Below are 13331 nucleotides of genomic sequence, written 5' to 3'. Positions count from 1 at the left end.
AACCGGTCGCTGGACCGGCCCTTCTTCAGGTCAATGTCTCTTACTCCGCATCCGCTTTCTCTACCTGTGCGATAGCTGCCTTCTGCATCGGAATACGGCAGTTCTTGTTGCTTCCAAACTCCACGATCACATCGTCGTCTGTGATATCAATGATCACTCCGTAGAAACCGCTTGTTGTGAGAACTGTATCGCCCACTTCCATGTCTGCGATCATGGCTGCAATCCTCTTTTGCTCCTTCTTCTGCGGACGCATCAGAATAAACCAGAAAGCGCCGATGATCACAGCATATAAAAGGATCAGCCCGATGGGACTGTTCAAAAAGCTGCTAGCTGCTAAAGTATACATAAATATTTCCTCCTAAATCACTCACTTTTTGACACTATTGTAATCATACACAATATCCGGGTTTTCATCAAGAGTTTTTTTTCGGTATTTGACTTTTTGCAATTATTTTCCGCCCTGCAGGCCCTCTAATGTCTTCTTTTTATACTCTTTATAGTTTCCTTCCTCGATGGCCTGACGGATCTCCTCCATCAGATGGTTATAGAAATACAGGTTGTGGAGCACACAGAGACGCATCCCCAGCATCTCTTTGGCTTTCAGGAGATGCCGGATGTAGGACCGGGAATACCTGCGGCACGCCGGGCACTGGCACCCCTCCTCGATGGGTCGGTCATCCATCTCGTATTTTGCGTTGAAAAGATTCCTCTTCCCCTGTTTTGTATACACATGTCCGTGGCGTCCGTTTCTGCTGGGGTACACACAGTCAAAAAAGTCCACGCCCCGATCCACTGCCTCCAGAATATTGGCAGGCGTCCCCACGCCCATCAGATAAATGGGCTTCTCCTGAGGCAGCTGGGGAACTACAGCATCCAGTATGCGGTACATCTCCTCGTGGGACTCTCCCACAGCCAGACCGCCCACAGCATACCCATCCAGATCCATGGAAGCGATCTCTTTTGCGTGGAGGATACGGATATCCTCATAGACACCGCCCTGGTTAATACCAAAAAGCATCTGATGACGGTTGATGGTATCCGGAAGGCTGTTCAGCCTGTCCATCTCTTTTTTGCAGCGCTCCAGCCACCTGGTAGTGCGGGCCACAGACCGCTCCATGTACTCTCTGTCCGCCACACTGGAGGGGCACTCATCGAACGCCATGGCAATGGTGGAGGCCAGATTGGACTGAATCTGCATACTCTCCTCAGGCCCCATAAAGATCTTTCTTCCATCTATATGGGAGTTAAAATAGACGCCCTCCTCCTTGATCCTTCGAAGGCCTGCCAGGGAAAACACCTGGAACCCGCCCGAGTCTGTGAGGATAGGCTTCTCCCAGGACATGAACCTGTGGAGACCTCCCATCTTCTTAATGATCTGGTCGCCCGGCCTCACGTGCAGGTGATAGGTGTTGGACAGCTCCACCTGGGTGCCGATCTGCTCCAGATCTTCTGTGGACACAGCCCCCTTGATCGCGGCGACTGTTCCCACATTCATAAATACAGGGGTCTCAATGACCCCATGTACTGTGTGGAGCCGGCCTCTGCGGGCCGCTCCGTCTCTTTTTAAAAGTTCATACATTCTTATAAATTCCTCATCTGTCTTAATAGTGGCATACAACCGGTGTGCCGGCCTGAATATTATTGTATACTGTTCCGGCCACTGACGGGGGAAGGTTTACACAGCCGTGAGATCCCCCGCCCTGGTAGATATTCCCGCCAAAGGCAGAACGCCAGGGGGCATCGTGAAGTCCGATCCCTCCGTTAAAAGGCATCCAGTAGGTTACCGGCGACTCCCACTCATAGGTCCCGTCCGGCAGCTTCGGTCCCCGAAGAGTTGTGTTCATCTGCTTGTAGGCGATGGAGTAAACGCCCTGGGGCGTGCCGTTGCCCTCCTGGGGATTTCCTGTGACGCAGTCTGTCTCAACGACGCACTGGCCATTTACGTATACCCACACATGCTGGTTCGTCAGATCGATTTCCACATAGCTGCCGCCGTAATCATTTCCCTCGTGGGAAGCGGCGCGCCGCGCATACTGGGGCTCTCTGGTCACTGTCTCCGCATTCTGGATGTTAGCGATCAAGGCATTGTACTCTGCCTCCTGATCGATCTGCCAGCCGTAAGATCCGCCGGAGACCTCCACCGTGTTTCCGCGGCTTGTGACAATGGTCCTGTTCTTTCCGTATGTGTCATATTTATTTGCAAGCTCCTGGATATAAGCCCGCACTGCATCCTGGTTAAAGGTCACATTCATGCTGTCGTCAACCGTCACCCACTGCGAGATGACCGCAGAATCCACCACCTCCGTGTAAGGACTGAAGTCATAGGTAATGCTGGCTCCCAGATAACTGTTCATGGCATCTCTTGCTGCCGCCACTTCCGGCGCATCAGCAGTGAATGCAGGCAGCACATAGCATTCTTCCGCCTCCATGTCCAGGGTGGACTGAAATCCGCTGATCGCTTCATTGACGGCTTCCGTGAACTTCTCTGTGTCGATCTGTGAACCGACCACCTCGTCCTGGATCACAAATTCTGTCTCCTGAAAGACCGGGCGGGCTGACTGGGGCGCCACCTGCTCCTCCGCCTGCATGCATTTCAGTCCTGCGATCACTTCATTCAGCTTGTCCGCGTCATATTCCACGCCCACAGGAGCCTCGATATCCGGGTGATCCCAGAGAGCTGTGATCCACAGAAGAGGGTTCTGATCCTTCAAAAGGTCATCCACTTCCTTCCCGTCCACATAAGTCAGGTCTATGTCGTCACCGACAATGGTCTCCGTACCCCCGTCAATCTCTTCCAGCGTGAGCTCGTACCCCTCCACCTGCTCTTCCATATAACTCTCCACGGCGCTGACAGTCTCAGCAGAAAACTCCGTGCCGTTTATCTTTGTATAGAAAAAGAAATGCTTTGTAAAGAACAAAGCTGTTCCAAGATAGGCCAGCACGAGAACACCGAGAATGACAAGCAGAACAATCAGCGCTTTCTTCTTCCCACGCTTTTTTCCGCTCTCCTCCTCTTCCTCGTCCAGCTCATCCTCTTCTATCCCATCTTCCTCGGACAAATATGCATCCTCTTCGTCCTCTGCCCTGTCATAGAATTCCTCGTTGTCGTCGAGCCGGATCACGCCGTCATCTTCTTCTGATGAAGCATTGGAAACATCGTCCTGGGATGAACTCTGCAGGTCATCACGGATCTCCCGCATGGTCTCCTCGAGAATTTCTTCTGAAGAGCGCTCGATATCCTCCCTGCTGTTTTCGCTATTACTCATAAAAATCTGCTCCCTGTTTATATTATATATACTTATAACTACACTTTTCGTAATACGTAGTAATTATAGTGTCCAGGCTTTCTCTTGTCAATAATCCGCCTCTTGATTATAATAAATCTTAATATATCTTAACAGGATTTAACACATACTTCACAAAATAAAGGAGCGATACAACATGGCAGGTTCTACATTGGGAACACTTTTTACCGTCACCACCTGGGGTGAGTCACACGGAGCCGCCCTGGGCGCTGTCGTGGACGGATGCCCTGCCGGCCTCTCTCTGTGCGAGGAGGACATACAGAAATATCTGGACCGCAGAAAACCCGGGCAGGGGAAATACACGACAGCCAGGAAGGAGGGCGACCGGGCGCAGATCCTTTCCGGCGTGTTTGAGGGAAAGACGACCGGCACTCCCATTTCTATTATAATAGAGAATGAAGACCAGAGATCCCGGGACTACAGCGCCATCAAAGACTGCTGCCGTCCGGGGCATGCAGATTACACCTTCGACCAAAAATACGGCATCCGGGACTACCGGGGCGGCGGACGCTCCTCCGGACGGGAGACCGCCGGGCGGGTGGCTGCCGGCGCCGTGGCTGCCAAGATGCTGGCCGAACTTGGCATACACTTTACAACCTACACAAAAGCCATCGGAGATATCTCTATCCCCGATGGCGCATATGATTTCAGCCAGATCACAGAAAATCCTCTCTATATGCCCTCCCGTTCCCACGCTGAGTTGGCGGCCGCTTTTCTGGAAGAGTGCATCCAAAAGCAGGACTCCGCAGGCGGCGTCATCGAGTGCAGGATCGACGGCCTTCCTGCCGGTATCGGCGAACCGGTCTTTGGCAAGCTGGACGCCTCCCTGGCGGGTGCCGTCATGTCCATCGGCGCTGTCAAAGGCGTAGAGATCGGCGACGGCTTTGGGGCAGCCCGGTCTTTTGGCAGCCTGAACAATGATCCGTTCTATGCAGACGGCCCAGCCGTGCGGAAAAAGACCAACCACGCCGGCGGCACACTGGGCGGCATCAGCGACGGCAGCACGGTCATCCTCCGGGCTGCTGTCAAACCTACTCCCTCCATCTCCAGGGAGCAGGAGACCGTGGACAGGAACGGAAACAATGTCCGGATTTTCATCCACGGCCGCCACGATCCTGTCATCGTCCCCAGAGCCGTGGTGGTCGTTGAGGCCATGGCCGCTCTCACTGTGGCAGACCTCCTCATGGTGAACATGAGCTCCAGACTGTCTGGCATCAAAAAATTTTACAGAGATCTATAGTTGAAAGCATCCTCCGCCGATAAATTCCCGCAGCAGGGAATTAGCCGGCACGAGGGTGCTTTCAATTCCCACAAAATAGTCCAGGAATTTCAGCAGCCTCTTCGCCTCCAGATATTCCCGGCAGTCTTTTTCTATTCCGAAAAGCAGGGGTTCCACGTACTGCTTCAGCACCGCCAGCTCATAGACCAAAGCCGAATTGAACATGACGTCCGCCTCCTCCTGGTAGGGGAAGATATTCTTCTCCTCCCCCCTTCGCACAGAAGGCCACATGGCTATGGTCCTCCGGGCCGAGGAGCCTCTCGTACGGGCATCCCTGACAAGCCGCCGGATCAGGCGGCCGTCTGTGGTAGGGATCCGGTTGTGCTCATCTATGTTGAGCTGGGTGAGAGCGCTGATGTAGATGCGGAACTTGTTCTCATCCGGCAAAGAGAGGGTCAGCTTCGGATTGAGGCAGTGTATCCCCTCAATCACAAGCACGTCCTCTGGCCCCAGTTTCTTTGGCTTTCCCTCAAACTCTTTGTGCCCTGTCTTAAAGTTAAAGACAGGCAGGACCACTTCCTGGCCCTCCAAAAGCCGGTTCATCTGCTCATTGAAGAGGTCTGTGTCCACCGCCTTAAGGCACTCGAAATCATAGTTGCCGTTTTCGTCCTTGGGATTATCCTCCCTTTCCACAAAATAATTGTCCACAGAAATCGGATGAGGCACCATGCCTGCCGCCCGAAGCTGAATGGACAGCCTGTGGGAGAAGGTGGTCTTCCCGGATGAGGAGGGTCCGGCAATGAGCACAAATTTGGCCTGTTTTCTCCCCGCGATCTCCTCTGCGATCTGGGCAATCTTCTTCTCCTGAAGGGCCTCCTGCACCAGCACCATATCCCGCATATCGCCGCCCTTTGTGATCCGGTCATTGAGTGCGCCCACCGTCTCGATCCCCTGCATGTCTCCCCACTTGGTGGACTCTTTCATAACCTGGAAAAGCTTATTCTTGGGCGCAAAGGCGGACAGACTGCGGGGATTTTTCCTCGAGGGCATCTGGATGACAAAGCCCTCATCATAGAGATACAGGGCAAAATACCGCAGATATCCGGCTGAGGGCACCATGTAGCCATAATAGTAATCTTCAAATTCGTTCATGCTGTAGATATTGACCTTGGAAACCCTGCGGTACGCAAAAAGTCTCTCCTTATCGTACATGCCATGTCTGCGGAACAGATCCACCGCCTCATCTGTGTGTATGGACCTCTTGCGCACCGGCATATCTTCTTCCACCATAGCCCGCATCTTCGCCTCCACCCGGGCAAGGAAATCCCGGGTCAACGGAAAATCCGCATCCATGGTGCAGTAATAGCCATCTCCAAGAGAATACTGTATACGCACCTTGCGGATTCCTTCATGGTGGGCGGCATCGTAGATGGCTTTGACCAGCATAAGGCACATGCTCCTTTTGTAGGTCGAATGTCCAATGTCATCTCCCGTCGTCTCAAAGACGAGACGGCAGTCATGGCTCAGTGTCTTGTGGAGCTCCTGCAGCTTGCCGTCCACAAAGACAAGCACAATATCATTTTCATGGTTTTTCTGGAAATCCCCGGCGATCACCCTGTAGGGCGTGCCCTCCGGGTATTCTCTTGTCTCTCCGTCGGCCTCGATCCGGTACATCTTCTGCTCCATGTCTTACCTCCTGTCTGACGTCTCTGCGACATCTCTTGCTGTCACACGATCTGGAAGGGGTGGCGGACCGGCGCAGCCTTCACCTCCACGCCCTCCAGCTTTTCTTTCAGGTACTCTTTGACATCTTCTATAAAAATGTGCTCGATCCCGTAATGTCCGGCGTCAATGACAGCCAGCCCCTGTGCCACGGCGTCGATGCCGGTGTGATGATCGATGTCCCCCGTAATGAGGACATCCGCTTTCTTGTCCAGCGCAGCCTTTATCATGCTCTTGCCGGAGCCCGGTGAGATAGCAATCCTTGAAACAGGCTGATCCATATCCCCAAAGACTTTCACAGCCCCCAGGTGAAAACGGTCCTTCACAGACCAGCAGATTTCCCGAAGGGGCGCCGGGCTGGCCAGATCTGCCACTCTCCCAATGCCCTCCGGCTGTTCGCCGTCTCTCGTCACTTCCAGCACTTCCGGGTCTTCCAGGGACATTTTTCTCCCGGAGAGCTCCGCCATGCCCAGCACATCATAGTTGGTGTGCATGGCATAGTAGGAAATGTCGTTTTGTACCAGCTTCAGGATACGCGCTCCAATAAAGTCCAGATTGTTGATCCTCTTCAGCCCGGAGAAGATCATGGGATGGTGGGTCACCAGCATATCTGCCTTCCACCGGACTGCAGCCTCGATGGTCTCATCGTCCGCGTCCAGCGCCACATAGATCCGCCTCACTTCCTTGTCATCTCTCCCTACAAGAAGCCCTACATTGTCCCAGTCCAGCGCATAGTCTGCCGGGTAGTTCTCCTCCAGTATATCCATTACCTCTTTGCAAAGCATTGTCTACTCCTCCTTTCCCTGCCTTACTGGCAGGCGTATCTGCCCAGAGCCTCCCGAATCCTGGCCAGCTCTCTTTCCACATCTTCCTGCCTCTGGACAGCCCCCGGCGTTCCCGCCCGGCGCAGCCTCTCCAGGATGTCCTCCCGGATACGCTCCTCCCGCAGGAGAAAATCTCGCAGCACCGGATGCCGGCGGCGCAGAAGATCCCTCCCGTACAAAAGCTCCACTTCGGAGTAGGGGATGATCTCCCTCCTGTGCACTGCCTTCATCATGGGGTAGTACTTTCCATCCTCTTCCACCATCTCTTCCCGCACAATGGTGTAGCCTTCTCTCTCCAGATAAGCCCGAACCCTCTCGATCTCAGACTGGGGCTGGAGGATGAATTCCTGCACCGAGTCCGTGACTGCAGGATTCGCCTCCAGGATATGTATCACCAGTCCGCCTCCCATGCCCGCTGCAATAATCGTATGCACTTCCCCGGGATCTAATGCAGAAAATCCGTCTGACAGCCGCAGATCGATTCTGTCCGACAGCCCCTCCGCCAGGATGTGCTCCCTGGCCCTCTCAAGGGGACCTTCATTGACATCCATGGCGATCAGCTTTACAGCCGGATCCCTTTTGGCCAGCCAGATGGGTATGTATCCATGATCCGTGCCTATATCCGCGACAGAGGCGCCCTCTGTCACAAGACCTGCCACGGCAGATAGTCTTTTTGATAGTTCCATAGGCGCCTCTTTCTTAATCCAGATAATCTCTCAGTTTTCTGCTGCGGCTTGGATGCCGGAGCTTGCGGAGCGCTTTCGCCTCGATCTGACGGATACGCTCTCTTGTGACGTCGAATTCTTTTCCCACTTCCTCCAGGGTGCGGGCCCGTCCGTCGTTCATGCCAAAACGAAGCCGGAGCACTTTCTGCTCTCTGTCTGTCAGTGTGTCCAGCACCTCATCCAGCTGCTCTTTGAGAAGGGTGGCAGCTGCTGCCTCAGCCGGAACCGGCACATTGTCGTCCTGAATGAAATCTCCCAGATGGCTGTCCTCCTCCTCGCCAATGGGCGTCTCCAGGGACACCGGCTCCTGAGAAATCTTCAGGATCTCACGCACTCTGTCCACAGGCATGTCCAGCTCCTCCGCGATCTCCTCCGGGGTGGGTTCGCGCCCCAGCTCCTGGAGCAGCTGTCTGGAGACACGGATCAGCTTGTTGATGGTCTCCACCATATGGACAGGAATACGGATGGTCCTTGCCTGGTCTGCAATGGCGCGGGTGATAGCCTGACGGATCCACCATGTGGCGTAGGTACTGAACTTAAATCCCTTTTCATAGTCAAATTTTTCCACTGCCTTGATAAGGCCTAAGTTTCCTTCCTGGATCAGGTCAAGGAAGAGCATACCTCTTCCCACGTAGCGCTTGGCAATGCTCACAACCAGACGCAGGTTTGCCTCCGCCAGACGCTTCTTGGCATCCTCATCTCCATCTGCCATCCTCTTGGCCAGCTCCACTTCCTCCTCGGCAGACAGAAGGGGCACCTTGCCGATCTCTTTTAAATACATGCGCACCGGATCCTCAATGCTGATACCGTCGGGGACGGACAGGTCGATCTTCTCCATATCCACCTCATCTTCGTCTGTCAGCATGAGATCCGCATCGTCCGGTCCCTCATCGTCATCTCCTATCCGGAGCACATCGATATTGTTCGCCTCCAGATACTCGAAGACTTTGTCCATCTGATCGGAATTCAGATCCATGTCAGCAAAAAAATCATTGATCTCTGTGATCTCAAGCACATTTTTTTTCTTTCTGGCAAGAGCCTTCAGTTCATTCAGCTTCTCCGTAAATTTTATCATGTTCTCGTCCATGCAGTGTCCATCCTCTCATTGCTTGTTTATATTTTATCCTTAATTAATAGAAATATGCAGTTTGTCCGGGGCCTGCAGCGCCCGCTTCTCCTCCATCAGTCTCTGGAGTCCGGCAATATCTGTGGGGGCCAGCTTCCTGGCTGCCTCCTCTATGCTGTTCTCTTTCACCCGGAGGATCGTCTCCCTCAGAGCCTTCTCCTGCTCCTTCACAGTGGGGAGCTCACGGATCTTTGTGTTGAAAAGTTCCGCCACCCGGCGGTGTTCCTCCTCGTCTGTAAAAAAGTTGATGATCCGGGCCGGATTCACATCTCCCTCTTCATACTGCTGGTACAGCTTTTCCGCCACTGTGCGCAGCAGATCCTCCGTAAAGTCCGAAGGAGAGATGTACTTTTTGATCTGCCGGAAGATGTCCTCCCCCTCCAGCATCCAGGTGAGCAGGATCTTCTGGGATTTCAGGTGCCTGTCCTCCTTCTCTTTCTCCCGGTCGCCGCTTGTCCTCGGCCGGGAGGCCGGTTTTGCCAGTCCCCCCTCCACAGCCATGCGGGTCACCAGTTTCCGCAGATCCTGACTGCTGACTGCGTAGGCCTTTGCCACAGCGTCTATGTAATTGCCTCTCTCGATCTCCTCGTCAAAGGTGGTCAGACGCCGGGCCGCCTCCTTCAGAAATCCTGTCTTTCCCTCCGGGCTGATCATATCGTAGTCCTTCTCCAGCACCTCCAGGTCAAACATGAAGCTGTTCCTGGCGCTGCGGATCCTCTCCTCGAACGCCTCCGCCCCCAGATTTTTGATGAATTCGTCAGGATCCTTGTAGGGATCCATCCGGATCACCCTGGCTGTGATGCCGGCTGCCCGCAGGATCGGCGCAGCCCGCAGGGCCGCCTTTGTCCCCGCCTCGTCGCTGTCATATGTGAGATAGACTTCTTTCACATACCGCTTGATCAGGGAGGCATGTCCCGCTGTCAGAGCAGTCCCCAGGGAGGCTACCGCATTGGTAAATCCGGCCTGGTGCAGGGAGATCACATCCATATACCCCTCGCAGAGGAGAAAATAGGGCTTTCTCGATGTCCGGGCCCTGTGCAGTCCGTACAGGTTGCGGCTCTTGTCAAAGACAACTGTCTCCGGAGAATTCAGATACTTGGGCTTGGCGTCTCCCATCACCCGTCCGCCAAAACCGATGACACGGCTGTTGGCGTCCATAATGGGGAACATGACCCTGTTCCAGAATTTGTCGTAGGGGCCATGCTTCTCATCTATGGAGATAAGCCCCGCCTGGGACAGGAGCTGGTCCGTGTACCCCTTTGTCTTCAGATACCGGTACAGGTCATCGCTGTACTTGTTGGCGTATCCAAGGCCAAAGGCCACGATCGTCTCGTCTCCCAACTCTCTCTTTTTCAGATAGTCATATGCCGTCTTTCCCTGGGGCGCCCTGAGCTGGGCGTAAAAATACTTGGCCGCCAGCTTGTTGACCTCCAGGATCCTGGACCGCAGGTCCGCCTTCTGTTTTGCCTCCCTGGAATACTCTTCCTCGGGGAGTTGGACCCCTGCCCTCTCCGCGAGAAACTTCAGAGCTTCCACAAAAGAGAAATTCTCGTACTCCATCAGAAAGGTAAACACGTTGCCTCCGGCTCCGCAGCCAAAGCAGTAGTACATCTGCTTGTCCCGGCTCACTGAAAAAGAGGGGGATTTTTCGTTATGGAAAGGGCAGAGACCAAAGTAGGAACTGCCCTTTTTCTGTAATTTTATGTAGCTTGATATCACATCCACAATGTCATTTCTTGATCTGACTTCCTCAACCACTTCATCCGGATAATACATCAGCTGTCGTCATCCTCTTCTCATTTTTTTGCGGCTTTCCAATTGCCTACATTTATAATATTCGACAAAACTTCTTGATTTCCTTTAATTTTTCCATGATTCCGGGATAAAATATTCCTGAAATTTTTTTACGGCGTAAGAGTCTGTCATCCCTGCTATATAATCGCAGACCACTCTCTCCTTTGCAGCTATGCCCCTGTCCACCATGTCCAGATACTGCTGGGGGATCAGTTCCATATGATCCAGATACCAGCCATACAGGTTCTGGATCATACCGATGGCCTTCGTCTCCTCTCCCTTTGCCACCGGATTCTGATACACATTCTCAAAGAGAAATCTGCGCAGTCCCATTGTCGCTGTCCGGATGCGCTCGGACATGATGATCTCCGGCCTGTCCATGCTGTGGGTCACTACATCGTGGATCATCGTATTTAATCGCATCCTGGTGCTGTGTCCCAGCACATCTGTATACTCCGCCGGAAGGTCCTGCTCGGTCAGCAGGCCTCCCCGGATCGCGTCGTCTATATCGTGGTTGATGTAGGCGATCTTGTCTGAGAGACGGACAATCTGTCCCTCCAGTGTGTGGGGTGTACCGCTGGACTTATGGTTCCGGATACCGTCCACCACTTCCCAGGTCAGGTTGAGCCCTCTCCCCTGCTTCTCCAGCAGCTCCACCACCCGGACGCTCTGCTCATTGTGGCGGAATCCTTCCGGGCACACCTGATTCAGAGCCCGCTCTCCGGCGTGTCCGAAGGGGGTATGGCCCAGATCGTGGCCCAGGGCTATGGCCTCCACCAGATCTTCGTTGAGCCGCAGCGCCTTGGCGATGGTCCTGGCGTTCTGCGACACCTCCAGCGTGTGGGTCAGCCTGGTACGGTAGTGATCTCCTTTTGGCAGAAGAAATACCTGCGTCTTCTGCTTCAGCCTGCGAAAAGACTTACAGTGCAGGATGCGGTCCCTGTCTCTTTGGAATACCGGTCGGATGTCACACTGGGGTTCCGGCCGGTTTCTCCCTTTGGATCTGCTGCTGAGAGTGGCGTAGGGGCTTAAATTGGCTTCCTCCCTGGCCTCCATCTCCTCCCGAATGTTCATCATGCTCTCTTCCCTCCACTTTTGATCCTCTCCTCAATGGCCACAACCACTGTCCGCAGGACTTTCAGTCTCGCATAGTATTTGTCGTTGCCTTCCACCACGATCCAGGGGGCATTGACTGTGGAGGTGCGGATCAGCATCTCATTGACAGCCGCCTCGTACTGATCCCACTTCTCCCGGTTCCGCCAGTCCTCCTCCGTGATCTTCCACTGCTTTTCCGGATTTTCCTGTCTCTCCCTGAATCGCCGCTCCTGTTCGTCCTTATCAATCTGCATCCAGAATTTCAGCACCAGAACACCCTCCCTTGTCAGGGTCCGCTCCATGTCATTGATCTCCCGATAGGCTCTGCGCCACTCATTCTTCGTGCAGAAGCCCTCGATCCGCTCCACCATAACCCGCCCGTACCAGGTCCGGTCAAAGATAGTGATATGGCCTGCCTTGGGCATGTCCTTCCAGAACCGCCAGAGATAGTGATACTGCCGCTCCACCGCATTGGGGGAGGCTGTGGGGTGGACCACATACCCTCTGGGATCCATCTTGGCGGTGAGCCGCTTGATGGCTCCCCCTTTTCCTCCGGCATCCCATCCCTCAAATCCCAGCACAACAGGGATCCTGCGCCTGTACAGTTCTCCGTGGAGCTCCTGGATGCGGCTCTGCAGCTCTTTTAATTCTTTTTCATACTCCTTCCGGCTGCAGGACAGGCTCAGATCCGCCTTGCCAAGGATGGACTCCATCAGCTCTTTCGTCTCCGCCGCATCTGCCTCCGGTGCGTCCGCTCCTTCCTCTGCCAGGGAAAGTTCCGCTTTCTCAATCTGCCTTGTCAGCATCTCCTCCACGATCGAGTAGATCTTCACGGTGGCAAAGCGCCGGTCCACCGCCTCCACAATGTGCCAGGGGGCTTTCTCTGTGTCTGTGCGCGCAAGCATCTCCTCGTTCATTTCCAGGTACTTGTCAAATTTCTCATTCCGCTTCAGGTCGTCCTCTGTCACCCGCCAGGCCGTATCCTTAGAGGAGAGCAGCCTGTCAAATCTCTTCTTCTGCTCCTTCCTGTCAATGGCAAGGAAGAGTTTAATGATCACCATCCCATCCTCTGTAAGCTGGTCTTCAAAAGAGAGGATGGACTCATAAGCGTCCGCAAGCTCGGACTTCTTTATCTTTTTGTCAAAACGGTCTGTGAGGACCCGCCTGTACCAGCTTGTGTCGTAGATGGCAATGCGCCCTTTCTCCGGGAGTTTGGTCCAGAACCGCCACAGGAAGGGATGCATCTTCTCCTCCTCCGTCTCACTCTTCACCGCATACACCCGGAATCCTCTCGGATCCAGAGACTGGATCAGCTTGCCGATCTGCAGTCCTTTCCCTGCAGCCCCAAAGCCTTCAAAGGCAATCATAACCGGAATGTTCAGCTCCTTGCATCTTCTCTGCAGCTTTCCCAGATTTTTCTCCAGATGCTCCATTTTCTCCTTATACTCTTCTTTTTCCATCTTTTTCGTGAGATCCAGTTTTTCCAGCATGATTTTCCTCCCTTCTGCTTTTTCAGAATAT

General features: G+C 53.9%; 11 protein-coding genes. 1 reads left to right on the top strand and 10 read right to left on the bottom strand.

Going from position 1 to position 13331, the window contains the following annotated elements; genetic code table 11:
• Window positions 1-40: 40 nt before the first annotated feature.
• The 3 genes from yajC to INF30_RS00595 all read right to left on the bottom strand — a co-directional run bounded on the left by yajC (window position 41) and on the right by INF30_RS00595 (window position 3266).
• On the bottom strand, window positions 41-346 hold the full coding sequence (gene yajC, locus INF30_RS00605; RefSeq protein WP_076777642.1) for a preprotein translocase subunit YajC: 306 nt from the start codon (window positions 344-346) through the stop codon (window positions 41-43).
• A gap of 102 nt (window positions 347-448) precedes the next feature.
• Window positions 449-1579 carry a tRNA guanosine(34) transglycosylase Tgt gene (gene tgt, locus INF30_RS00600; RefSeq protein WP_226393907.1) on the bottom strand — a complete coding sequence of 377 codons (1131 nt, stop codon included), beginning with the start codon at window positions 1577-1579 and terminating at the stop codon, window positions 449-451.
• 22 nt (window positions 1580-1601) lie between these two features.
• Window positions 1602-3266: a L,D-transpeptidase family protein gene (locus INF30_RS00595; RefSeq protein ID WP_226393906.1), complete on the bottom strand. Its 1665-nt coding sequence runs from the start codon at window positions 3264-3266 to the stop codon at window positions 1602-1604.
• Window positions 3267-3441: 175 nt separating this feature from the next.
• Between INF30_RS00595 and aroC the strand changes: the two genes are divergently transcribed.
• Window positions 3442-4545, top strand: a complete 1104-nt coding sequence (aroC, locus tag INF30_RS00590; protein ID WP_226393905.1) for a chorismate synthase — start codon at window positions 3442-3444, stop codon at window positions 4543-4545.
• Here aroC and INF30_RS00585 read toward each other — a convergent pair.
• From INF30_RS00585 to pap, 7 genes are all read right to left on the bottom strand, one after another.
• Window positions 4540-6210, bottom strand: a complete 1671-nt coding sequence (locus tag INF30_RS00585; RefSeq protein ID WP_226393904.1) for a nucleoside kinase — start codon at window positions 6208-6210, stop codon at window positions 4540-4542. The genes aroC and INF30_RS00585 overlap by 6 nt on opposite strands.
• A gap of 41 nt (window positions 6211-6251) precedes the next feature.
• Entirely contained in the window at window positions 6252-7031 is a 780-nt protein-coding gene (locus INF30_RS00580; protein WP_076777710.1) for a Nif3-like dinuclear metal center hexameric protein, read from the bottom strand.
• Between the two features lie 23 nt (window positions 7032-7054).
• Window positions 7055-7756 carry a tRNA (adenine(22)-N(1))-methyltransferase gene (locus INF30_RS00575; protein WP_076777711.1) on the bottom strand — a complete coding sequence of 234 codons (702 nt, stop codon included), beginning with the start codon at window positions 7754-7756 and terminating at the stop codon, window positions 7055-7057.
• A gap of 13 nt (window positions 7757-7769) precedes the next feature.
• A complete protein-coding gene (rpoD, locus tag INF30_RS00570; RefSeq protein ID WP_076777712.1) occupies window positions 7770-8882 on the bottom strand; it encodes an RNA polymerase sigma factor RpoD in 1113 nt (370 codons plus the stop codon).
• Between the two features lie 39 nt (window positions 8883-8921).
• Entirely contained in the window at window positions 8922-10697 is a 1776-nt protein-coding gene (gene dnaG, locus INF30_RS00565; RefSeq protein WP_226393903.1) for a DNA primase, read from the bottom strand.
• A gap of 84 nt (window positions 10698-10781) precedes the next feature.
• Window positions 10782-11789, bottom strand: coding sequence for a deoxyguanosinetriphosphate triphosphohydrolase (locus INF30_RS00560; RefSeq protein WP_076780896.1), 1008 nt, complete (start codon window positions 11787-11789; stop codon window positions 10782-10784).
• Window positions 11789-13300, bottom strand: a complete 1512-nt coding sequence (gene pap, locus INF30_RS00555) for a polyphosphate:AMP phosphotransferase (RefSeq protein WP_226393902.1) — start codon at window positions 13298-13300, stop codon at window positions 11789-11791. Before pap ends, INF30_RS00560 begins: the two co-directional genes overlap by 1 nt.
• Window positions 13301-13331: the final 31 nt, after the last annotated feature.

The sequence above is a fragment of the Claveliimonas monacensis genome (genome assembly GCF_014982975.1).
GTDB lineage: Bacteria > Bacillota > Clostridia > Lachnospirales > Lachnospiraceae > Claveliimonas > Claveliimonas monacensis.
This window is presented reverse-complemented; position numbering and strand designations above follow the sequence as displayed.